We start from the raw sequence: 22,612 nt of genomic DNA on the forward strand, positions 1-22,612 counted from the left end.
GCAGGTGTCTCTTTGGTTGCGGCTGGCATCGTGTGCCGGATGAACTCCGATTCCAGCACCCCTACGGGGATTGACACCCCCTCCGCCGCCGGTCCCGTCCGTCATCGCGAATCCGGCGTGTGGCTGGTGCGGTTCACGGAGCGGTTGTACGTGGTGTGTCCGGGCTGCGGCGGGCGTGCGGCCGTCGTGCCCCGGCCGGGCCTGCCCGTACTGAAGTACTCCACCGAGCTGCTGTTCCGGCCGCGCCGACTGGCCTGCGCCGGATGCGGAACGGTCGCCGAGTGGGAGGCGGAGACGGAGGGAAGGGCGCTGCGCGGGGTGGATGTGGGCGGCACCGAGGATCCGTTCTTCCGGCGGCCGTTGTGGTTGCAGACCCGCTGCGCGGGGCGGGTGCTGTGGGCGTACAACGAGGAGCACGTGGCAGAGCTGACCGCCTACGTGGGGGCGCGGCTGCGCGAGCGGGGCCGGGCAGGTGGTTCGACGAGCGCGATGGTTCCGCGCCTGGCGGCCTGGCTGAAACGGGCCGAGAACCGGTCGGAGGTACTGGCCGGTCTTGAGCGCTTGCGGGAACTGGCGGAACGGTCGGCTCCGGCGGACCGCTCGGATGCGGCGTACGAACAGGGGGAACGGCCGCAGCCACAGCGGAACCTGTACTTCCGAGGTGGGGCGTACTAGGCCTGTGAGCTCTGAGGGCACTGACGGCGCTGAGGGAACTGACGGTACTGAGAGCACTGAGAGCACTGAGAGCACTGATGGTCCAACTCCCCTGCCCCAGAGCGTTCGCATACGCTACTGTGCAACGCGTTGCAGTGAACGGGGAACAAGGGGGAAGCATGATGCGTGAGATACAGGCCTGGACCGCCCGTGGGCACCGAAGTCGGCACGGTATGGCGCAAGTCGGGGCGAAGGTGGCCGCCGTCGGTCTCGTTGCGGTCGTAACGCTTTCGCTGAGCGCATGCGGGGCTGGCGACCCGGGTGGTGCGCCGAACGGCAAGAACCCGGCCGCCGAAAAGGCGGGTACCGAGAAGGCGGGTACCGAAGAGTCCGGTGCCGGAAAGCCGGCCGCCGCGAACCCCAAGAGCATGGGCCTGGAGATGAAGGGCGCGAACGGCGCGGTGCTCACCATCGACTCCGTACAGCGGTACGAGGGCGGTGTGGTGACCGTCCGCGGCGAGATGCGCAACGACGGCAAGACGGCGCTGAACACCGACCACTGGACCGGCGGCAATGATCTGTCGTTGAAGAACGGCTACTCCTCGTCGGGCGCCTCCCTGGCGGACCTCAAGGGCAAGAAGCGCTACTACCCGCTCCGGGACACCCAGGGCAACTGCCTGTGCAACCAGTTCCACACGGTCTTCCAGCCCGGCGACAAGGCCCCGGTCTTCGTCCAGTTCCCGGCGCCGCCGGAGGGCACCACGGAGGTCGACTTCGCCATGCCGACCTTCGGCACCGTCCCCGTCAAGATCACGGCCGCGCAGTGAGGCCGGCGACGACGGCACGCACCGCTGCCGCCCGACTCACGGCCTGCGCACTCACCGCCGTGTGCCTGACGACTTACCTCGGCCTGCACGACGCCCCCGCGGCCCGCGCCGCCCCCTCGCCCAGCGCCGCCCCCTCTCCCAGCGCCTCGCCCGAGCCGCCGCCGGTCCCGGTCGATCCGCACGCCGAGGTCCTGGAACTGAAGGAGGGCGCGGAACTGGCCCCTCCGGTGGTGGTCGACATCCTCTCGGTCTCCGAGGACCTGTCCGGCGACTCGGGGCGCCAGGAATCGAACGACGACATCAAACTGACCCTCCAGTCCGAGGTCCTCTTCGCCAAGGACAGCGCGAAACTGAACGTCCGCGCCGACGCCCGGATCACCGAGGTCGCCAAGGAGATCGGGGAGAACGCCCCCCGAAAGGTCACGGTCCGCGGCTTCACCGACAACCTCGGGACGTACGCCCACGGCAAGACCCTCTCCACACAGCGCGCCGAGGCCGTGCACAAGGCGCTCGCCGCGGAGTTGGGTGCGTCCGGGATCGCCTACGAGGTGGTCGGCAAGAGCGAGGACGACCCCATCGCGGACAACTCCACCGAGGAGGGCCGGAAGAAGAACCGACGGGTGGAGATCTCGTTCGGGCGGGGGACGGAGAAGTAGGCGCAGCCGGTCGACGCCTGGCCTTCAGCTCGTGGCAGTGCCTGTGCGGACAACGCTCCATCCGATCACGCCCGCCAGTACCACGACCAGCGGCACCAGCCCGAGTGCCGTCCGGCTTCCGCCCGTATCGGCGAGTTGCGCGAACACCGCCGCGCCCACCGCGCCCCCGGCCGTGTCGAAGCTCGCGAGCCAGGACATCGTCTCGGTGCTGCGCCCCGGCGGCGCGAGCTCTCCGCCGACCGTGCGCAGCGCTCCGAAGGCAGAACCGATGGCCAGGCCGGCCAGTGGGCAGAGCAGCAGGACCGCGAGCGGGGAGAGGAGGGAGGCCGCTGCGACCACGCCCGTTCCGACGGCGAAGGCACAGAGCAGTAAGGGAATCTGGCGTCTCCGGGACAGCAGCCGGGGCACCGCGCCCAGAAGGAGGCTGCCGAGGACGCTCCCCACGGAGAGGGTCGCCAGGTAGAGGCCGGTGTACGGGGCCGCGCCGTGCTCCTTCGCGTACATCGGCAGGACGACGTCGACGGCGGTCACGGCCGCGACGAAGAGGCCGTTCGCGGCGAGGAGGCGTCGGAGCGGACCGGAGGGAAGCCGACCGGAGGGGAGCCGACCGGATCGACGTCCGCTTTCGGTGCTGGAGCTGCGTGAACTCCCTTGCCCCAGAGGCACGTTGCCCAGGCGTACGACGACGCAGGTGGACAGCACCGCGACGACGAGGAACGGCACGGCAGCCGAGAAGGACAGACTGAGCCAACTCGCCAGCACGGGCCCGGCGATGAGCGCGGCGCCCATCATGGCCGAGTCCAGCGCCATCGCGGTCGCCAGCGTGCGGGGGCCGGTCAGGGGGTGCCAGACCGTACGCATCATGACGGCGACGGGAGGCGCGGTGGCCCCGGCCAGCGTGGCCAGGGCCAGGACCGTGAGCACGGCGCCGCGTCCGTACACCGCCAGGAGCAGGAGGGCGAGGGCGGCCAGGTGGCCGCCGAGGCAGCTCAGCAGGACGGTACGCGGGGAATGCCGGTCGACGAGACGCCCACGCAGAGGTCCGGTCAGGCTCTGCCCGACCGCGAGGCCGCCCACCGCCAGCCCTGCGGTGCCGTACGAATAGTGGCGGACGACCAGCAGCAGAAGGCTCAGGCTCAGCATCCCGGCGGGCAGCTTGGAGGCGAGGCCGAGGAGGGCGATCCGCCAGAAGCCGGGGATGCTCATCAAATGCCGGTACGTCGCGGGGAGTTGACGGGAGCGCACGCGAGGTGGCGAGGGCGGGGCAGAGGGCTGGGCGGAGTGGTGGGCGGGGGGCCGGAACGGCGGAGTGGTGGGCATGGGTTCGCTTCCTCGGTCCGGGAGGAGGGCATGGCAGTGGCGGTCAGGCAGTCGGTCAGCCGGTGGAGGTGCTGCTGCTCCCGGTCTCGGCCTCGCCGTCACCGTCACCGCCGCCTTGTGCATGCATCGCGCGGACGGTCCAGGCGAGGGCAGGAGTGAGGCTTTCCGGGGCGATCCAGCCGTTCACGATCGCGAGAAGGTGCAGATAGCGGTCCCTGCGGGGGTCGTTCATGCTGGTCAGCCGGTCGATCAACCGGGTGCGCAGGGCCGCGTCGTCGGGGCGGGCGACCATGCGCGCGTAGTGGGCGGCGAGGGCGTCGACGATCCGGGCGGCCTGCGGGGATGCCGGGTCGACGCCGTCCGCCAGGGCAGGTTCGGCCAGCGAGCGTACGGCTTCGGCGAGGATGCGGGGCAGGCCCGTGGCGTCGTCGGGCGCGCGGTCGACCGCCAGGTCCTGGGCCATGCCCTGGACGCTGGTGCGGAAGGCGGGGTCCTGGAACAGCTCGGCGAGTTCCACCCAGGCCTCGACCTGCTCCGTGGAGGGGTCGTCGGGCAGTTCCGGGGTCATCGAACGGATGACGGCCGTGAAGGCGGGGTGGGCGTGCAGACCGTCGAAGACGGTGTCGAGGAACTCGCCGATCAGGCGGCGGCGTTCGTCCTCGGAGAGCTTGGCCAGCCGGTGCATGAGATCCAACTCCTCGGGTGACGGCCCGCGCCTGGCCACGGCGGTGAGCACCGCCCGGCGCAGGCGCAGGGCGCGGATCTGTACGTCGAGTGCTTCCACGTGCGCCGCCGCGACCTCGGGCAACGCGACTTCCCGGTCCACGACCTTGCGGACGGTCGGCAGATCGAGGCCCAGTTCGCGCAGGGTCCGTACGAGGTCGAGACGGGCGACGGCGTCGGTTCCGTAGAGCCGGTAGCCGCTCGGGCTGCGGCTGGTGGGCGTGACGATCCCGGCGTCGGAGTAGAACCGGATGGTCCTGACCGAGAGCCCGGTGCGGCGGGCCAGTTCGCCGATCGGGTAGAGGGCGGGAGCGGCGGTCGTCGTGCCGTTGCTGTGGCCGTTGCCGTGACTGTGGCTGTGGCTGTGGCTGTTCATGCGGATCAGCTTGGTGTCTCCACCTACTGGAGACTCAAGCGCCCTCGCCCTTACCGCTCGTACCGCCGTTCCCGCCCGGATTGACCGTGTCGCCGCCTATGTCGTCATGAGCCTGCCCCGCTTGAGGCGGACCACTTCGTCCGACGCGTCCGCCACCTCGCGCGAGTGGGTCACCAGGATCACGCACTTGCCCTCGTCGTGCGCCAGCTTGCGGAACACCTCGATGATTCCGTCGGCGGTGTCCTGGTCGAGGCTGCCGGTGGGCTCGTCGGCGAAGAGGATGTCGACCTCGCAGGCGAGGGCGCGGGCGATCGCGACGCGCTGCTGCTGGCCGCCGGAGAGTTCCAGCGTCTTGCGGTGCCGGTCCTCCTCGTCCACGCCGAGCAGGCCGAGGAGTTCCACGGCGCGCTGCTTCCTGTGGACGCCCCGCACGCCGGTGATCTCCATCGCGGAGGTGATGTTCTGGACGGCCGTCATGTACGTGAGCAGGTTCAACGACTGGAAGACCGTGGCCACATGGCGGTTGCGGTACCGGCCGAGGCCGATCTCGGCGACGTCGGCGCCACGGAAGCGGACACTGCCGCTGGTCGGCGAGTCGAGTCCGCTGGCGAGCGAGAGGAGGGTGGTCTTGCCGCTGCCGGAGGGGCCGATGACGGAGTACATCCGGCCCTCCTCGAAGGAGTGGTTGACGTCCTTGAGCACGGTGCGGCGGCCACTGCCCGACGGGTAAGTGCGGCTGAGGCCGGTGAGCTGGAGGATCGGAGTGGTGGTGGTGTTGGCGGTGTTGGCGGTGTTGGTGGTCGTTCCGGGAGCGGTCGGGGTGCTCACGTCACTCGTCCTTCGTATCGGAGTACTCACGTCACTCGCCCTTCGTGAGGATGTCGCGCGGATTGAGGCGGAGGATCCGGGTGCCGGGGACGATCGTGGCCAGGGCCGCGATGCCGAGGCCGGTGAGGCCGACCTTGGTGATGTCCGCCGCGCCCAGCCGGATGTCCATCTCGTCGATCGGGGCGACCTTCGGGGTGTTCTCCTTGTTGGCACCGCCGGTGGGGTCGGAGGGGTCGGGCTTGTTGGCCTCGTTCGCGGCGGACTCGTTGGCGGCGGAAACCTCTCCCGCGAGCAGCTGGTTGCCGATGGCCTGGGAGAGCAACTGGCTCCCCGCGGCGGCGAAACCGACCGCCAGGACCGCGCAGGCGACCACCTCCACCAGGTGCTGGCCGAGCAGTCTGGGCTTCTTCTCGCCGAGCGAGAGCAGAATGCCCAGCTCCTTGCGGCGTTCGCGCATGTTCGAGGCGATGATCAGGGCGAGGATGACGGTGCCGGCCACGGCGACCAGCCAGACCGTGACGGAGGCGAAGTCGGCCGTCTTGCTGATCGGTCCGACCAGGGCCTGGTACTGCTTGTCGTTGACGGCCAGCGGGAAGATCTTGAGGTCGATCCCGGCCGCCTCGGCGTCCTTCTTGAGCCGGCCCAGGTCGGAGGGGTCGCGCAGGGTGAAGGTGGCCTGCTTGACGACCCCGCCGCCGGCCTTCAGCTCCTTGCCGTCGAGGCGGGTCGCGCCGTCCGGGGTGACGTAGATCTGGTTCGAGGGCGCTGCCATCGGCGGGACGTACGAGCCGGGATCGGCGCTGCTGCTCCGGTAGATGCCACCGACGGTGAAGCCGGTCTCCTTGGTGCCAAGCCTGCCGTCGGGCTGCTGGATGTTGGCGTTCAGCTTGATCTTGTCGCCGACCTTCAGTCCGTTGTCCTTGGCCACCCGCTCCTCGATGACGACCATGTCGCTCTTGCTGTCCGGCTTGATCGCCGAGCCTGAAACGAGCTTCGATTCGCCGTTGCGGAATGCCGAGACGGCGTTCAGGTCGCGGATGCCGTCGGCCTTGAAGAAGTCCACACCGCCACTGTCCTGGCCGGCGGGCGGCGGAACCGGCTGATGGAGCTTGACCTGATCCGTGGGGGCCGCGACACCGTCCTTCGTGTAATTGCACTTCTCCACGACGGACGATTCGCAGACCTTGTCCACCAGGCCGCGGGACAGATCGGCCTCGGCACCGATCATGCCGCCCTGGCCCCCTTCCGGCTTCTTCATCTTTCCCGAGCTGATCAGCGCGTTCAGATCCAGCTGCATCGTGGCCACGACGCCCACGCTGTGCTTGGCCGTCTCAGCGGCACGGGCCGCCGCGGACTGGATCAGGAAGCCGGACAGGACCAGGGCGCAGATGACGAAGAACAGGCCGACGAGCATCACTGTTTTGCCGAGGTGGCCGCGCAGCCGCCACCAGGCTCGTTTGAAGAGATTCATGAACGCCACGCTAGGAGGGCGGACTTTTGCGGGACGTTTGCGAATGGCGCCCGCACCGGGCGTCTCATACACGGTTCAAATGCGCCGTTTGATAAGACGGTTCCGGTACGTGCCCGATTCCGGTGGCGGCGTACCGGAAATACCCAGCGAATTAATGAAAAGAAAAGGTTGTCGGGCGTGCGCGTACTGGTGGTCGAGGACGAGCAGTACATGGCGCGGGTCCTGGAGATCGGGCTGCGCCGGGAGGCCATCGCGGTCGACGTCGTGCACGACGGGGCGACGGCCCTGGAGCGGGTCGCCGTCCACGACTACGACGCGGTGGTCCTCGACCGGGACCTGCCCGGTGTGCACGGCGACGAGGTGTGCCGCCGGATCGTCGCCATGGACCTCGGCTGCCGCATCCTCATGCTGACCGCCGCGGGACGGCTCGGCGACAAGGTCGAGGGGCTCGGCCTCGGCGCCGACGACTACCTCCCCAAACCCTTCGACTTCCCCGAACTGGTCGCCCGGCTGCGGGCCCTGTACCGCCGCAGCCCCATGGCCCACTCCCCCGTCCTCACCTTCGCCGACGTCACCTTCGACACGCACCGCCGCCGGGTCGACCGGGCGGGCACCGAGATCCGGCTCACGCCCAAGGAACTCGCCGTCCTGGAACTCCTGATGCGCGCCGACGGCGGGGTGCTGAGCGCCGAGTACCTCCTGGACAAGGCCTGGGACGCGCACACGGACCCCTTCACCAACGCGGTACGTCTGGTGGTGCACACCCTGCGCAAGAAGCTCGGCGAACCGCCGCTGGTGCGGACGGCGATCAGCGCGGGCTACTACCTGGGCACCGAGTGAAGCGGCCCGCGGGCGTGTCGCGGGTCCGGTCATGGTTCCGGCCGTGGTTCCGGTTCCGGCCCGGGTCGCGGGTCTGGTTCCGGCCCGGGTCGCGGGTCTGGTTCCGGCCCGGGTCGCCGTTCCGGTTGCGTGCGCCGCGGCGGCGGACGCTGAGCATCCACGGCCGTCTCTTCCTCGGTTTCGGTGCCGCGCTCGGAGTGTGCGCGGCGCTGATGGTCGCGATCATCTACGTCGGGATGCGCTTCCTGCCGACGTACGACTTCAGTACGACCGTGATCGCACCCGAGGGCTCCTTCCGGCCCGGACACCCTGTTCCGTCCGCGTCCGCTTCGGAGCCCGCAGGGCAGTTCCCTCATGCAGTGGAACCGGAGTTGCTGCGCGGCGAGGAGGCCGATTCCTCCCGTGGCATCTCCACCAAGGAAGACGTCTGGAGCACCGTCCTGGCGGTGTCCGTCGGCGGTGTGCTCCTGGTGATGGCGGTCGGCCTCGGCGCCGGCTGGCTCCTCTCCCAACGGTTGCTCGCGCCCCTGCACACCATCAGCGCCGCCGCGGCGAAGGCCGCCGAGGGCAATCTGGGGGAACGTATCGAAGCCGAGGGCCCCGAGGACGAGCTCAAGCGGCTCGCCGACACCTTCGACACGATGCTGGCCCGGCTGGAGGAGTCCTTCGCCGCGCACCAGCGGTTCGCCGCGAACGCCTCGCACGAGCTGCTCACCCCGCTGGCCACCACCCGGGCCGTCCTCCAGGTCGCCGCCGCCGACCCCACGGGTGAGGAGTTCGCGGAACTCACCCCGATGCTGCGGGAGATCAACGAGCGCAACATCAGCGTCGTACGGGCCCTGCTCGACCTGGCGAGTGCGGAGCACACCCCCTTCGACCCCAACCCGGTGGACCTCGCCGAGCTCGCGGAACGGGCCGTCGCCGAACGCGCCGGGCAGGCCCTGACGTACGGCATCCGCCTCGACGTGGACACCGAGACCGAACTCGACTGCGACATCGCCGGAAACGCCACCCTGCTGCGGCAGCTGGTCCTCAACCTCCTCGACAACGCCCTCGCCCACAACGTGCCGGTGGCGGGCTCGGTCCAGCTGGCCGTCTTCCGGGAGAAGGCGGTGGTCCTGGAGATCGAGAACACCGGACCGCACGTCGAAGCCGCTGTGGCGGACCGGCTCTTCGAGCCCTTCTACCGGGCGCAGCCCCGGGTCGGCAGCGACCTCTCCGGCCACGGTCTCGGCCTGGCCATCGTCCGGTCGATCGTCTCGGCCCACCACGGCACGGTCACGGCCACCGCGAACCCGGGCGGCGGCCTCACGGTACGGGTCGAACTGCCGGTGCTGCGCCCGGCCGCGTGAGGCTAGCCCCACCGTGCTCGGGCCTGCTGCCCGGATGGCCCGGTGGATCTTGAACGAGCAGGCTGAGCACGTCCAGTTCTCCGCGTTCCGCGAAAGGAACTCTCTGTGCTCAGCTTGAAGTCGGTGCGCCTCAGGTCCATGTGCTTGAAGTCGGTGCGCCGCCGCGCCTCACGCACCACTGCCGTCGGCGCCCTCGCCGTCGCGGCGTGCGCCACCCTGATGACCGGCAGCGCCGGAGCGATCGTCAACGGGACCGAATCCACCGCGCACTACCCGTTCATGGCGACGATCCCGGAGTCGGCCCCGAGCCAGGGGCTGTACGACGGCACCTGCGGGGCGTCGCTGATCGATCCGCAGTGGGTGCTCACGGCGGCCCACTGCGTACAGGGCGACGGCCTTGAACTGGAAGGGACCGTCCGGATCGGCAGCAGCCACCGCAAGTCCGGGGGAACCGTCCGGAACATCGACCGGACCTTCGTCCACCCCGGCTATGTGAACGGCGCGGGGAGCGCCGCCAACAAGGACGACATCGCCCTGGTCCGCCTCGACCGCCCGGTCACCGAGAAGCCCATCCGCATCGCGGAGCGGACCGCGCGCCCCGGCACTCCCACCCGGATCCTGGGCTTCGGCACCACCCTCGACACCGAGCTGAGGTTCGCGGAGCGGCTGCAGGAGCTCAACACGCGCAGGGGTGCCGCCACCGAGTGCGCCCCGGGCTACGCCGACCGGACCCGGCTGTGCACGATCAGCCGCGTGCCGCAGGCGATGGCGTGCTTCGGGGACTCCGGCGGGCCCCAGCTCCAGAAGGGCAGGCACGGGCGGTGGGAACTCGTCGGGACCACCTCGGGCCCCGGCGCCCCGGGGGTCGCGTGCTCGGCGGGACCGGGCCTCTACAGCAATGTGCCCGCGTACGCGGACTGGATCCGAAAGACCCTCAAGCACCACCGGGCCTGACTCGCCCGGCCGCAGATGCGGTCAGCCGCGGGTACGGCCAGCCACGGGTACGGTCAGCCACGGCTGCGATCAGCCGAAGAGCCTGCGACCGATCCCCTTGGGTACGTCGTCGTTGACCGGGGTGCTGTCGGGGCCGGGTATTCGGCTGCCGGGGACCGTCGTGTGCGGTGAGGTCCGCCGCATCAGGTGCACGCCCTGCTCCTCGTACACCTTCTGGTAGCCGGAGGACTCCAACAGCGAGACGCGGTCGCGCTGTTGCTGGACGTCGCCGAACGGGAACACGCGCTTCCCGGTGCTGATGAGCACCCATTCCGCATTGCGCGGCACCCGGTCCAGGAGCATGACGTGCGTACGGCCGGTGAGGCGGGGTGCCGCGTAGTTGTCCGCCTCGACCGTGGAGCGGTCGGGTATTTTCTCGGCGGCGCGGACGAGTGCCCGGGACGGTTCGTCCGGTTTCCATTTCCGTATGTCGAAGAGGTCGCACGCCCCGGCGAGTACGAATCCGGCCAGGGTAATTCCGGCCACCCCGATGATTCCCGCCATGGCCGTCCGACGCGACGCGAGGAAGGGGAAAAGGAAGAGGGAAGGAGAGAGGGGGTCTCTCCCCTTCTCCCTTCTCGTACGGCGCAGGAGGGAGCCGGTCGTTTCGAGGGAGGCCGCGACGAGAATGGGCCACAGGAACGCGCCGTAGTGGTGCACCGCCTGCCAGTGGTTCTCGTTGTCCGAGAAGAGGCGTTCGGCGAGGAGCGGGAGAGCGCACAGGGCGAGCGGTGAACCCAGCGGCAGGAACAGCAGACTGCCGAATGTCCACAGGAGGAGATAGGACTTGGTCACCGGAGTGAGTGCGACCACAAGGGTGTCGAGAGGATGGAGTACGACGAAACGGAGCGCTTCCACGGGACCGTCGCCAAGTCGGCTGTACTGCCAATAGAATCCGGCGCTTCCGCCCATCGCGGGAATCGCCACCGATACGGCCAGCAGCGAGGCCAGGAATCCGGCGAAGAAGAGCACGAGGCCCGCGCGGAAGCCCGTACTGTCGCCGGATCTTCGCGCGCGGGCGGCCACGACCGCCCCGAAGACTCCCACCACGAGCCCCAGGTCCTCCTTGGTGAGGCAGAGCAGCGCTCCCGCCCAGAGCATGTGGTGGTACGCGCGTGCCCGTGCGCGTTCGAAGAGCAGCAGGAACAGCGGTACGGCAAAGGCCACTTCGTGGAATCCGGCCCTGGCTGCGAAGAGCAGCGGAGCACCGAGGGCGTAGACGAGACAGGCCGCCCAGGTGAATCGGCGGGCGAAGCGCGGGGAAAGCAAGGGAGCCACTTCCGCCCTGGCAAGTCGGGCGACCAGCGGAACGCCCAGCGCGAAGAGCACCGCTTGCACGAGGAGAAGAACTCTCGGGTCGTTCCACAGCCAGTAGAAGGGGGCGGCGAGCGCGATGAGCGGGGAGAAGTGGTCGCCCAGGAGGGAGAATTCCGGGGGGTATTCGTGGTGCACGCTCTTGATCGGGGAGCGTGGCAATTCGAATCGTGAGTAGGCGCGCATCGCCTGGTCGAAGAGGCCGAAGTCGAATCCGCCGAGTCTCAGCCGCTCGTACTGCTGGAGCGACAGGGCCAGTCCCACGGCGAAACAGAGGAAGGTGAGGGCGAGGACCGCCCCTCCTCTTCTGCGCGTTCCACGCCGCTGCGTTGTACGCGCAGAACGGCCCGGTGCTTCAGCACCGTCAATGCCCCCGATGCCCCCGATGCCCCCGCTGTCGGGCCGCGTGTCCAACTCCTCGGCACGCAAATGCCGTTCTACGGATATTTCCCCCACCCTGTTTCCCGCCCCCACCCTTTCCGCACTGTCCTTCCGCACTGCCCGAAATCGGAGAATACCTGCCACCGGCCACGGACAAGCGCCCCGGACAAGCACGGGTGCAGCTGACCACACCCTGCCCGGGGGGCTGGCCCCACACCGCATGCGCCTGCTGCCCGGATGGGCCGGTGGATCTTGGACGAGCAGGCTGGAGACGTCCGGTTGTCGGGTGCAATCGGCACGTCGCCCAAGGAGGGCCTTCATGACCGTCTCCTCGTCGCTCAAGCCGAAGCGGGGTCTCATCGCGGTGGCCGCCCTGGCCGCCACCCTGGCCGTGGGCAGCACACTGCCCGCGTCGGCCACCCCCACCACGGCTCTCGACGCAGAAGCCGCCGCCCACGCGTCCACCCCGCAGAAGGCCTCCGGCGCCCGCGAGAACGCCGCCCTGCGCAAGGGCCTGAACCGTCTCGTGACGGACGACAAGTACCCCGCCGCCCTGGCCGCCACCGTCGACCGCGACGGCCGTACCCGTAACTACGCAGCCGGCGTGGCCGACTTGAAGACCGGGAAGAAGGTCCCGGTCGACGGGCAGGTACGGGCGGGGAGCAACACCAAGACGTTCACGGCCGCCGTCGTCCTGCAACTGGTCGGCGAGGGCAAGGTCGACCTCGACGCCCCCATAGAGAAGTACCTGCCGAATCTGGTGCGCGGCGAGGGCATCGACGGCAACAAGATCAAGGTCCGTCAGCTCCTCAACCACACCAGCGGGCTGCCCAACTACACCGAGTTCATGATGAAGGATCTGTTCGAATCCCCCCACACCTACTACCAGCCCCGCACCCTCCTCGACATCGCCCTGGAGCACAAGGCGCAGTTCGCTCCCGGTGCCGGCTGGGCGTACAGCAACACCAATTACGTACTCGCGGGCCTGCTCATCGAGAAGGTCACCGGCCGCCCGCTGGACGAGCAGATCACCCGCCGCGTCATCGAGCCCGCCGGGCTGAAGAAGACCTACTTCCCGGCCGTGGGCGAGGAGCGCATCCGGGGCGTGCACCCCAAGGCGTACCACGCGCCGAAGCCCGGGGCGCCGCTGGTCGACGTCACCGAGATGGACCCGTCCTGGGGCTGGGCCGCCGGACAGATCGTCTCCACCCCGAGCGACCTGAACCGCTTCTTCAAGGCCCTGTTCGACGGCAAGCTCCTCAAGCCCGCACAGGTGGCCCAACTGCGCACCACCGTCCCGGTGCCCGACTCGTGGAGCATGAAGCCCGGGTCCCGCTACGGACTCGGCGTGACGAGCGTCCCGCTGAGCTGCGGCGGCCGGATGTGGGGCCACGGCGGCGACATCCCGGGCCACGCCACCCGCACCGGCGTCACGGACGACGGCCGCGCGGCCGCAATCGCCGCCACCGCGAACGCGGCACCCACCGTGCAGGGCCCGGAGAACACACAGGCACTGCTGGACACCGCCTTCTGCAAGAAGTAGCCAGCGGGCAACGGGCACAGCTCGCCCGGCGGGCGCAGCTCTTCCAAGGCTGCGCCTCGACCGGGACCTCCGGGGTGATTGAGGGGTCACGCGCAGGCGCGGAAGGCAATGCGCAAGGCAATCGGCGGCGGCCACTTGACCCTCACACCAGTGTGAATGTTCGAGGATGTGTGCCGTGGGCGGGACACCCCCGCACACGGCGGACAACAGACCGCCGCGAGAGTTCCGAGGTGAGTGTGATGGACAACCGACTCTACGACTACAGCCCCATAGTCGGGCGCGAGCCGATCCAGTGGCCGGGCGGTGCGAAGGTCGCGTTCTACGTGGGTCTCAACATCGAGCACTACGAGGTCGACCGGCCGTCGACGTCGACGTTCCCCGGCACCGCGCACCTCACCCCTGACCCGCTGAACTACGGCTGGCGGGACTACGGCCCGCGCGTGGGCTTCTGGCGCACGCTGGAGACCCTCGACCGGCACCGGGTCCGGGCCAGCGTGCTGCTCAACTCCGATGTGGGCGACCGCTACCCGCAGATCGTCCAGGCGGGCCGGGAGCGCGACTGGGCGTGGCTCGCGCACGGCAAGAACAACTCGATCTTCCAGGCCGACATGACGGAGGACGAGGAGCGGAAGTACCTGACGGACGTCGTCGAGACGATCGAGCGGACGACGGGGACCCGGCCGCGCGGCTGGATGGGGCCCGCCCTCACGGAGACCTTCCGTACCCCGCACCTGATCAAGGAACTCGGCCTCGACTACGTCCTGGACTGGACCAACGACGACCAGCCCTTCGACCTGAACGTCCCCGGCATGTTCGGTGTCCCGTACTCCGTCGAGCTCAACGACATCAACCTCTTCGTCGGCCACAGCATGACCGGCCCCGACTTCGTGCAGATCGTCAAGGACCAGCTCGACCAGCTGCACGCCGACGCGGAGGCGGCGGACAGCGGCCGGGTGATGGCCCTGGCCCTGCACCCCTTCGTCATCGGCCAGGCGTTCCGCGCCAAGTACCTGGACCAGGCCCTGGAGTACGTGGTGAACCACCCGGGGGTGTGGGTGACCACGTCGGACGAGATCGCCGAACACCATCGGAGCACCCGGAACTAGGGGCGCGGGGCGCGGGAGTACGGACGGGCCGGACGGGCCGGACGGGGGCGCGCGGCGGCGGGTCGCTCCCACGGGCAGGTGGGTGCGGGGCCACGCCCTCTTGTCGGGCTCGCCCCGGTTCGGAATCCTTGCGTTCATGATGAAGCGAACCAAGCGGACGGCCGCCCTGGCAGTGGCCGGTACCGCGCTGCTCATGTCCCCGTTCGCCACCGGGCACGCGGCCGCAGCGGCACCCACCGCCCCGGCCGCCGCCCAGGCCCCCGCCGCCTGCGAGATCGGCGGTCCCCACACCGACTTCAAGGGCACCAGCATCCACATGCGCAACAAGCCAGGCGGCAACCACGTCGGCTGGGCCAATCAGGGCGACTGCGCGTACTGGTACCAGACCGACTCAGGTCCGCGCGTCCAGTGCCCGGGCGGCGGCAACACCGTCGCCTGGCAGCTCGTCCAGAACAAGCGCACCGGCGTGGTCGGCTACGTCTCGGCGTGCTTCCTGGGCTGAGGCCCCGGCACGATCACCGGCACGAGGCATGGGTGGGAACGGCTCGCTCCGGCTGTCTGGGTGAGCCTGCTCCCCTTCTGCCCGGGGCTAACGCGCCACGCGGTGGCGGAGGTAGACGACCTTGGAGGCAAAGGTGCGGGTCTCGACGAGTTCGAGATCCACCCGGCGCTCGTGCCGGGGAAAGAACGGAATGCCACCGCCAACCAGCACCGGGTGGACCACGGCGCGGTACTCGTCGATCAGACCCAGCGCGGCCGCCTCGGCGGCGAGAGTCGCGCCGCCGATCGCGATATCGCCCTCACCCGGCTCGGCCCGCAACCGCTCGATCTCCTCCGCCAGGCCGCCGGAGGCCAGGCGGGCATTGCCCTGCACCGCCGACAGCGTCGTGGAGAACACCACCTTGGGAAGCGGCTTCCAGAGCGCAGTCCACTCCCGGTCCGCGTCGCTGAGCGAGGGATCCTGGTCGGCGGTCTCCCAGTACGGCATCGTCTCGTACAGCCGTCGTCCCAACAGGTGGACGGGGACGTAGCGGAGCCAGCGGGGGTGCAGGGGAGCCCGTGGGTGTGTCGGGGAGCTGCGCGCCCGGGGCGATTCCTCAGGCTGGGTCATGACGCGGCGACTCGTCCCGCGCGAACTCCGCGGCGAAGCCGGGATCGCCCAGGGCCGCACGGACGGCGGACGTGATGCGGTCGACGTCGCCGCGTTCGGCCGGTGGCAGGGGTGCTTGTACGGACGTGCGGGAGCGGGTGGCGGTGCCGAGGAGTCGGGCGGCGAGTTCGGGGCGGCCGGCCAGCTGGTGGGCGCCGGCCAGACCCTCCAGGGCGAGGGCGACCGCTCGCGGGTCTCCGGTGGTACGGGCGGCCGTCAGTCCCTCGGTGTGGAGGGTCAGGGCAGCGTCGTGGTCGCCGCGGAGTTCGGCGATGAAGCCGAGTTCGGCGAGGATGAGGGCGGCGCCGTTCGCGGCCTCGAAGCGGCGGTTCCAGGTGAGCCAGGTACGCAGGTGGGGCTCGGCCTCCTCCAGTCGTCCCTGCTGCCGGGCACCGAGAGCGAGACCGACCTCGGCGAACTCCTGGGCGCGGCGGTCGGCATGCTCGACGGCGAGCCGCCGACCGTTGTGGTGCAGTCGCTCGGCTCTCGCGTGGTCGCCTTCGAGGAGGGCGATCCGGCCCAGTTCGGACCAGCGGACGGATGCCTCGGTCCACAGGCCCAGGTCCTCGGCGATGCGCAGGCCGTTGCGGTGCGCGGCCTCCGCGGACCGGTAGTCGCCCTCGATCTCCGCCAGCCTGCCCAGTACACCGAAGGCCTGCAACTGGCCCCATCGGTCGCCGAGTTCGCGAAAGAGGGCGAGGCTCTCCTCGGCGTCGGACCGGGAGGCCACCAGATCGCCACGTACGTACCGCTGCACGCCCCGTACGCTCAGAGCCGCCGCGACGCCCCAGCGGTCGCCCTGCGTCCGGACGTCGGCCAGAGTCCGGCGCACCAGCTCCGCACCGACCTCCATGGCGCCGAACATCGTCGCGGCATGGGCGAGGAACCAACCCGGGCGGCCCCGACCGCCGGTCTCATCGGCCCCGGCCGTCTCCTCGGGCCCGGGTCCGGCCGTCTCCTCGGGCCCGGGTCCGGCCATGTCCTCGGGCCCGGGCCCGGCCATGCCCTCGTACAGCCGCAGCGGCAAGCGGCTCACCTCCCGGGTACCCAGCGGATCCCCCGACAGCAGGGTCATTCCCGCGTGCCACGCGGCCACATGGGCGCGGTCGCCGCCGGACGTCCCGGCCCGCCGGTCCGCCGCGGGTGACTCCGCGACGGCCAGCGCCGTGGCCATCGAGCGCTTCGCCTCCGTGAGCCGGCCGCGCAGGAACCAGTACCAGGCCATGGCCCGTACGAGGCGCCGGGCGAGCGGGGCTTCGCCCGTGGCGGCCGCGGTGTCGAGTGCGGTACGCATGTTGGCCGCCTCGGCGTCGAGACGGCGCAGCCAACGCTGCTGGTCGCCGCCGCGCAGCCGGCTTTCGGCCTGCTCGGCGAGCTGGGTGTAGTGGCGGAGGTGGGCACGGCGGAGGTGGTCGTACTCGGTCGCGGGTCCGTGCGCCAGGTCCGCCCTCGTCGCCCGCAGCTGTTCGAGGCAGTACGCCGCCACCGACTCCAGCAACCGATAGCGCGGATGCTGTCCTTCGAAGGCCCCGGGGCCGTCCGGACCGTCGGAGAGAACCGCGCCCTCGGTAAGGACCGCGCCGTCGGTGACCACGACCAGCGACCGGTCCACCAGACGGGCCAGCAGGTCGACGACCTCGCCGGGCTTCACACCGCTCCCGGAGCAGAGCGCCTCGGCGGAGTCCAGGGTGCAGCCGTCGGAGTGGACGGCCAAGCGCCGCAGCACCGCGCGCTCGGCGGCGGTCAGCAGCTCCCAGCTCCAGTCGATCACCGCTCGCAGCGTCTGCTGGCGCGCCGGGGCGTCCCGCCGCCCGCTCGTCAGGAGCCCGAACCGGTCGTCGAGCCGCTCGGCCAGCGCTGCCGGGCCCAGGACGCGGAGCCGGGTGGCCGCCAGCTCGACGGCCAGCGGAATGCCGTCCATACGGCGGCAGATGGTGGCGACCGTCTCGGCGTTGCCCTCGGAGAGGGTGAAGCCGGGCGAGGCGGCAACGGCCCGCGCCACGAAGAGCCGGACCGCGCCCGACCGCATCACCTCCGCGGGCGCTGCTCCCGGCTTCGGAACGTCCAACGGCGGTACCGGCCACAGCTGTTCGCCCGCGATGCCCAACGGTTCGCGGCTGGTGGCCAGCAACCGTACTCCTGGCGCGGCCTGCAACAACAGCCGCGCCAGGGCCGCCACCGCCTCGATCACGTGCTCGCAGTTGTCCAGGACGAGCAGGAGCCGCCGGTCCCGCAACGCATCGGCCAACCGGTCCGCCAGGGGGTGCGGGCCACCGGCCGCCGACGGCGGCAGTGAGCCGGGACGGGCGTCGTCCCTGATGCCCAGCGCCACGGCCGCCACTTCCGCCAGCTCGTCCACCGCTTCACCGGACGCCCCGGCCGAACGTGCCGTACCGGCGAGTTCCACCAGCCGTACGCCGTCCGGGAACAGCACCGCGGTCTCCCCACCCGCGATCTCCAGCGCGAGGCGGGTCTTCCCGACCCCGCCGGGCCCGGTCAACGTCACCAGGCGCTCAGCCGCAAGCAGCGCCCGTACCTCGGCGACGGACCGCGACCGGCCGATCAGACCGGTGACCGGGACGGGCAGCTTGGCGGCGACAGGCGGAGTCCGGCCGGTGTGGCGGGTAGGGCTGGCATGGCGGGTAGAGCTGGCATGGCGGGTAAGGCCGGCGTGGCTGGTAGGGCCAGTGTGGCCGGTCCGGCTGAGGATCTCCCGCTGGAGTGCGACCAGTTCGGGGCCCGGCTCCAGGCCCAGATCCTCTGCCAGCAGGCGACGTACCTCCTGGTAGACCTCTAGCGCTTCGCTCGGCCGACCGGCCCCGTACAGAGCGCGCATGTGGGCCGCGCGCAGCCGTTCGCGCAAGGGGTGACGTTCGGTCAGTTCCCCGAGCTCGCCGGCCAGCGGGCCGTGTTCGCCGAGTTGGATCCGGGCCTCGGCCTGTTCCTCCCGGACGAGGAGCCGCTGTTCTTCAAGCAGTGCTGCCGCCGCCCGGGCGAACGGCTCGTCCGCGAAACCGGCGAAGGCGGGCCCCCGCCACTGGGCGAGCGCCCCGGCGAACCCAGTGGCCCGCTCGCGGGGGTCGGCGGCGCGACGGGCCCGGTCGGCCAGCGCGAGGAATCGCTCCGCGTCCACCGCGTCGCCGGTCACCCGCAGTTGGTACCCGGGCGGGCGGTGCACCACCGTCCCGTCTCCCCCTGCCGCCAGCAGGGCCTTGCGCAGCCGGGACACCAGGGTCTGCAGCGCTGCGGCCGGGCGGACCGGCGGCGTCTCGCCCCAGAGGTCCTCAACCAGCCGGTCCGCCGGAACGACCTGTCCTGGTGTGACCAGCAGGTCGGCGAGCAGGAAGCGCACCTTGGCCTCGGGTACGGCCGTGAGTTCGCCGTCCGCCGTCCATACGGCCAGTGGTCCCAGTACCCCGAAGCGCATCGGTTCAGCGTACGGGCAGCACGCGGGCCGGCAGCGGGCGCCCGTCACCGGCAGCGGGCGCCCGTCAGGGGACCGAAAGCGCCTGTCGGCGGACCGAGTACGGACCGAATGCGGACCGCGGGCAGACCGAAAGCCCCCTCCCGCAGAGTCGTTCTCGCCACCGCAACCAGCACCAGCAACCAGTCGCACCATCACCCAACAGGGAGTCATCATGAGCAGGTTCACGGGCAAGAAGGCCCTCGTCACCGGTGGAACGCACGGCATGGGCCTTGCCATCGTCAAGGCACTGCTGGCCGAAGGCGCGGAGGTCGTCCTGACGGGCCGCAGCGAGAAGACCCTCGAAGAGGCGCGGTCGGAGCTGAAGGGCGAGGCAGCACACGTCGTACGCTCCGACGCCGCCAGCATGGCGGACATCTCCGCCCTCGCCGACCTCGCACAGGAGAAGCTCGGCCGCATCGACCATCTCTTCGTCAACCACGGCATCGCGGAGTTCGCCGAGCTGGCGGAGGTCACCGAGGCGTCCTGGGACCGGCAGTTCGCCGTCAACGCCAAGGGTTCCTTCTTCACCGTCCAGGCGCTGGCACCGCTGATCGAGGACGGCGGTTCGATCGTCTTCACCACGGTCGCCAACGACGTCGTCTTCCCCGGACTGAGCGCGTACTCCGCGTCGAAGGAGGCCATGCGCGCCCTCGCGCACGTACTGGCCGCCGAGTTGCTGCCCCGGAGGATCCGGGTGAACTCGGTCGCTCCGGGGTTCATCAAGACGCCGACGATGGGAGTGCCCGGTCTGACGGAGGAGCAGCGCAGGGAATTCGAGCGGCAGGGCGACGAGACCACGCCGCTCAAGCGCAACGGCACGGTCGAGGAGGTCGCCGCGGCCTCGCTCTTCCTGGCGGCCGACGCGACCTTCACCACCAATGTCGAGTTCGCCGTCGACGGCGGCTTCGCCCAGGGCCTCGTCGCCGCTCACTGAGCCGTCCCCGCCCCCCACTGAACAGCCCTGCCCCTGCCCCAGCCCGTGCCCTTGCCCGGCCCCTGCCCGGCCCCTCATCTGGAGAGCCCCATGCCCCTGAAGAGTCCCATGCACCCGGAGAGTCCCCTCTCGGCGCAGGACGCGGTGATCGAGAGCTCCGACCCCTCGGTGGCTGAGCACGTACGCCGGTATGTCGCAACCGACGGCGCCAGCGGCCACCGGGAAGGCGGGATGACCAATCTCGTCCTCACCCATCGGGGCCGGAAGACCGGCAGGCGCCACCGAACCGGCCTCTTCTACGGGGAAGACGCCGGGCGCTACGTCCTCGTCGCCTCGGGCTCGGTCATCACCCACACCCACCCCCAGTGGTACCTGAACCTGGCGGCCGATCCGGAGGTGCAGATCCAGATCCTCGCCGACCGGTTCGACGCCCGAGCGCGCACCGCCGAAGGTGCGGAGCGGGAGCGGCTGTGGCTGCTGATGACCGAACTGGCCCCCGTTTACCGCACGTACGAGGCCAGGAGCCGGCGGACCATTCCGGTGGTGGTCCTCGACCGCATCGGGACCGGGCCCGCATCCCTCCGGCAGGGGCCGTCAGCCCGCCCGTAGCGCGTCCACCGCGAACCGTGCAGCCGTTCCGATCACCGCGTCCGCCGGGGGCAGCGTCGCCGCCGTACTGGCGGCGCGGGTGAAGACGGCGACGGCGTAGCGGCCGCCGTCCGGGTACTCGATGACGCCGACCTCGTTGCGCACGGTCGGGAGGCTGCCCGTCTTGCCGGCCACGTGGACGTCGTCGAAGGGGAAGCCGGAGGCCATCCGGTGCGGCCAGACCTGCAGGCCGAGGAGGCGGCGCATCGCGGCCCCGTGTGCCGGGGTGCTCGCCTCGTCGCGCCAGAGCGCGGCCAGGAGACGGGTCATGTCGCGGGGGGTGCTGCGGTTGGTACGGGCCGGGTCGAGGGCGCGCAGCCGCCGGGTGACGTACGGGTCGGCCAGCGCCTGCGCCCCGTCCGGGCCCGCGTCCTCCCGTACGGTGGCGAGGAGTTGGCCGAAGGTGTGCACGGCGTGGGTGTGCCGGAGGCCGAGGCGGCCGGTGGTCCGGTTGACGGCGGCCAGGCCCACGCGCTGCAGGAGGACGTCGGCGGCGGTGTTGTCGCTCACCGACATCATCAGGTACGCGAGGTCCCGCACCGACATGCGGACCGGGTCGAGCATCGCGGCGAGTCCGGTGGGGCCCGCCACCCGGTCGGCCGGGGCGCACTCGATCGGCTCGGTGAGCACCAGATCCCCTGCCGCGGCAAGGTCGTGGAGGGCGACGAGCAGGCAGAGCTTGTGCACACTGGCGGTGACGACGGGGTCGTCCGCGCCCACGTCGACCTCCGCACCGGAGTCGATGTCGAGGGCGTGCAGCCTGCCGGTGACACCCGCCTCGGCGAAGGCGGCCTCGATGCGGCGCCGATGAGGAGTGGTGCTCACAGGGAATTCTCCGTAGTCGTGGTCACGGCGGTCGTCGTAGTCGTAGTCATGCCGGTTGTCGTAGTCGTAGTCACGGCGGTCGTCGTCGCAGCGGTCACAGCCAGTACTCCGCCGCCGGTCGCAGGTGCAGCGGACGCGCCGGCAGGTCCGCGCTCACGGTCTCACTGCTCCGCAGCGCCCGCGTCACCACGTCGGCGAACGTCGCGACCGCCTTGTCACTGCGCCCCCGTGGCCAGGCGACCGAGTGCCGCCAGGCGAGCGGGGACCCGGCCAGCGGACGCCACACCAACCGGCCTTCCCCGTCCGGGCCCTGAGCGGGAGCGACGTCCTTCGGGCTGAAGGCGACGGCCCTCGCCGCCATGATCAGGCCGTGCACGAAGGTGACACCCTGCCCGTGCCGGACGGCGGGCGGGGTGTAGCCGTTGCGCGCGCAGGTCGTCAGCAGGTCGTCGAAGAGGGCCGGCGCGTCGGCCCGGTGGAACATGACCAGGTCGTAGCCGCCGAGCGCCGACAGCGGGACCTCGTCCAGCGCCGCCGCCGGTGCGTCGCGCGGCAGCAGCACGCCCAGTTCGCGGCGGAGCACCGGGCCCAGTTCAAGACCGGAGACGTCGCAGGGGTGGTGGATGAGCCCGACGTCCAGATCGTGCGTGGCGAACTGGGCGAGCTGCTGGGTGGTGGACACCTCGTGGAGTTCGAGTTCCACGTCGGCGTGGCTCGCGCGGAAGCCCGCCAGGATCGCGGCCAGGGTCCCGCCCGCGATGTCGGGCGGCAGCGCCGCCCGCAGCAGCCCGCTCTCGCCGTCCCTGACCCGGCGGGCGGTGGCCCTCAGCGCTTCGGAGCGGGCGAGCAGTTCGCGGGCGTCGTCGAGGAGCAGTGCCCCGGCCCGGGTGATCGTCACCTGCCGGCTGGTGCGCTCGAAGAGTCGCACCCCCAGCTCGCGCTCCAGCCGCTGGACGCGCTGCGAGAGGGGTGGCTGAGCCATGCCCAGGCGGATGGCCGCCCGCCCGAAGTGTGACTCTTCTGCAACAGCCACGAAGCACTCCAGGTGCCGGATCAGGTCCACAGCCAGCAACGATATCGCAGATGCATTGATCTCAGATCGATATCCATCTTGGACATACGAGGCGGAGTGCTGGTCTCCTCCCCGCATGTCCTCCCTCCCTCGCTCACCAAGCAGGCACACCTCAGGCAGGCGCACGGCGCCG

General features: G+C 70.7%; 20 protein-coding genes. 11 read left to right on the forward strand and 9 right to left on the reverse strand.

All coding sequences use genetic code 11. The features are described from left to right. Positions 1 to 39: 39 nt before the first annotated feature. The 3 genes from ACH4SP_RS01665 to ACH4SP_RS01675 all read left to right on the forward strand — a co-directional run bounded on the left by ACH4SP_RS01665 (position 40) and on the right by ACH4SP_RS01675 (position 2,137). On the forward strand, positions 40 to 675 hold the full coding sequence (locus ACH4SP_RS01665; RefSeq protein WP_398408174.1) for a hypothetical protein: 636 nt from the start codon (positions 40 to 42) through the stop codon (positions 673 to 675). A gap of 212 nt (positions 676 to 887) precedes the next feature. Further along, complete coding sequence (locus tag ACH4SP_RS01670; RefSeq protein ID WP_398408175.1) at positions 888 to 1,481, forward strand: hypothetical protein; 594 nt, start codon at positions 888 to 890, stop codon at positions 1,479 to 1,481. Continuing rightward, complete coding sequence (locus tag ACH4SP_RS01675) at positions 1,478 to 2,137, forward strand: OmpA family protein (RefSeq protein ID WP_398408176.1); 660 nt, start codon at positions 1,478 to 1,480, stop codon at positions 2,135 to 2,137. The genes ACH4SP_RS01670 and ACH4SP_RS01675 overlap by 4 nt, the downstream gene beginning before the upstream one ends. A 24-nt stretch (positions 2,138 to 2,161) precedes the next feature. On the opposite strand, the gene ACH4SP_RS01680 is transcribed toward ACH4SP_RS01675, so the two are convergent. From ACH4SP_RS01680 to ACH4SP_RS01695, 4 genes are all read right to left on the reverse strand, one after another. Then, on the reverse strand, positions 2,162 to 3,457 hold the full coding sequence (locus ACH4SP_RS01680; RefSeq protein ID WP_398408177.1) for an MFS transporter: 1,296 nt from the start codon (positions 3,455 to 3,457) through the stop codon (positions 2,162 to 2,164). 55 nt (positions 3,458 to 3,512) lie between these two features. Then, a complete protein-coding gene (locus ACH4SP_RS01685; RefSeq protein WP_398408178.1) occupies positions 3,513 to 4,556 on the reverse strand; it encodes a MerR family transcriptional regulator in 1,044 nt (347 codons plus the stop codon). Between the two features lie 96 nt (positions 4,557 to 4,652). Next, positions 4,653 to 5,315, reverse strand: coding sequence for an ABC transporter ATP-binding protein (locus ACH4SP_RS01690; RefSeq protein ID WP_398409488.1), 663 nt, complete (start codon positions 5,313 to 5,315; stop codon positions 4,653 to 4,655). Between the two features lie 100 nt (positions 5,316 to 5,415). Continuing rightward, entirely contained in the window at positions 5,416 to 6,855 is a 1,440-nt protein-coding gene (locus ACH4SP_RS01695; protein WP_398408179.1) for an ABC transporter permease, read from the reverse strand. Positions 6,856 to 7,032: 177 nt separating this feature from the next. On the opposite strand from ACH4SP_RS01695, the gene ACH4SP_RS01700 reads away from it, so the two are divergent. The 3 genes from ACH4SP_RS01700 to ACH4SP_RS01710 all read left to right on the forward strand — a co-directional run bounded on the left by ACH4SP_RS01700 (position 7,033) and on the right by ACH4SP_RS01710 (position 10,001). Continuing rightward, complete coding sequence (locus tag ACH4SP_RS01700) at positions 7,033 to 7,695, forward strand: response regulator transcription factor (RefSeq protein WP_398408180.1); 663 nt, start codon at positions 7,033 to 7,035, stop codon at positions 7,693 to 7,695. A 125-nt stretch (positions 7,696 to 7,820) separates the two neighbouring features. Beyond that, positions 7,821 to 9,047, forward strand: coding sequence for a sensor histidine kinase (locus ACH4SP_RS01705; protein ID WP_398408181.1), 1,227 nt, complete (start codon positions 7,821 to 7,823; stop codon positions 9,045 to 9,047). A gap of 138 nt (positions 9,048 to 9,185) precedes the next feature. Next, positions 9,186 to 10,001 (forward strand): S1 family peptidase, encoded by an 816-nt coding sequence (locus tag ACH4SP_RS01710; RefSeq protein WP_398409490.1) that lies wholly within the window; start codon positions 9,186 to 9,188, stop codon positions 9,999 to 10,001. A gap of 69 nt (positions 10,002 to 10,070) precedes the next feature. On the opposite strand, the gene ACH4SP_RS01715 is transcribed toward ACH4SP_RS01710, so the two are convergent. Continuing rightward, the gene (locus ACH4SP_RS01715; protein ID WP_398408182.1) at positions 10,071 to 11,618 is read right to left on the reverse strand and encodes a DUF2079 domain-containing protein; all 1,548 of its coding nucleotides are present in this window, start codon (positions 11,616 to 11,618) and stop codon (positions 10,071 to 10,073) included. 436 nt (positions 11,619 to 12,054) lie between these two features. On the opposite strand from ACH4SP_RS01715, the gene ACH4SP_RS01720 reads away from it, so the two are divergent. The 3 genes from ACH4SP_RS01720 (at position 12,055) to ACH4SP_RS01730 (ending at position 14,886) form a co-directional block, all read left to right on the forward strand. Then, positions 12,055 to 13,278, forward strand: a complete 1,224-nt coding sequence (locus ACH4SP_RS01720; RefSeq protein ID WP_398408183.1) for a serine hydrolase domain-containing protein — start codon at positions 12,055 to 12,057, stop codon at positions 13,276 to 13,278. Between the two features lie 239 nt (positions 13,279 to 13,517). Next, the gene (locus tag ACH4SP_RS01725) at positions 13,518 to 14,384 is read left to right on the forward strand and encodes a polysaccharide deacetylase family protein (RefSeq protein ID WP_398408184.1); all 867 of its coding nucleotides are present in this window, start codon (positions 13,518 to 13,520) and stop codon (positions 14,382 to 14,384) included. A gap of 136 nt (positions 14,385 to 14,520) precedes the next feature. After that, entirely contained in the window at positions 14,521 to 14,886 is a 366-nt protein-coding gene (locus ACH4SP_RS01730; RefSeq protein WP_398408185.1) for a hypothetical protein, read from the forward strand. Between the two features lie 87 nt (positions 14,887 to 14,973). Here ACH4SP_RS01730 and ACH4SP_RS01735 read toward each other — a convergent pair whose 3' ends face one another. Further along, positions 14,974 to 15,495 (reverse strand): dihydrofolate reductase family protein, encoded by a 522-nt coding sequence (locus ACH4SP_RS01735; protein WP_398408186.1) that lies wholly within the window; start codon positions 15,493 to 15,495, stop codon positions 14,974 to 14,976. Further along, the gene (locus ACH4SP_RS01740; protein WP_398408187.1) at positions 15,482 to 18,961 is read right to left on the reverse strand and encodes an AfsR/SARP family transcriptional regulator; all 3,480 of its coding nucleotides are present in this window, start codon (positions 18,959 to 18,961) and stop codon (positions 15,482 to 15,484) included. Before ACH4SP_RS01740 ends, ACH4SP_RS01735 begins: the two co-directional genes overlap by 14 nt. 211 nt (positions 18,962 to 19,172) lie before the next feature. Here ACH4SP_RS01740 and ACH4SP_RS01745 point away from each other — a divergent pair, with 211 nt between their 5' ends. Together ACH4SP_RS01745 and ACH4SP_RS01750 are read left to right on the forward strand one after the other, a co-directional pair. After that, complete coding sequence (locus ACH4SP_RS01745; RefSeq protein WP_398408188.1) at positions 19,173 to 19,934, forward strand: SDR family oxidoreductase; 762 nt, start codon at positions 19,173 to 19,175, stop codon at positions 19,932 to 19,934. A 90-nt stretch (positions 19,935 to 20,024) separates the two neighbouring features. After that, positions 20,025 to 20,543 (forward strand): nitroreductase/quinone reductase family protein, encoded by a 519-nt coding sequence (locus ACH4SP_RS01750; protein ID WP_398408189.1) that lies wholly within the window; start codon positions 20,025 to 20,027, stop codon positions 20,541 to 20,543. Here the strand turns inward: ACH4SP_RS01750 and ACH4SP_RS01755 are convergent. Next, positions 20,529 to 21,407 carry a serine hydrolase gene (locus ACH4SP_RS01755; RefSeq protein ID WP_398408190.1) on the reverse strand — a complete coding sequence of 293 codons (879 nt, stop codon included), beginning with the start codon at positions 21,405 to 21,407 and terminating at the stop codon, positions 20,529 to 20,531. The two genes, ACH4SP_RS01750 and ACH4SP_RS01755, sit on opposite strands and share 15 nt — an antisense overlap. A gap of 94 nt (positions 21,408 to 21,501) precedes the next feature. Next, positions 21,502 to 22,470 (reverse strand): LysR family transcriptional regulator, encoded by a 969-nt coding sequence (locus ACH4SP_RS01760; protein ID WP_398408191.1) that lies wholly within the window; start codon positions 22,468 to 22,470, stop codon positions 21,502 to 21,504. Positions 22,471 to 22,612 lie beyond the last annotated feature (142 nt).

This window comes from Streptomyces sp. NPDC021093 (assembly GCF_044333135.1).
In the GTDB taxonomy this organism is placed as follows: domain Bacteria; phylum Actinomycetota; class Actinomycetes; order Streptomycetales; family Streptomycetaceae; genus Streptomyces.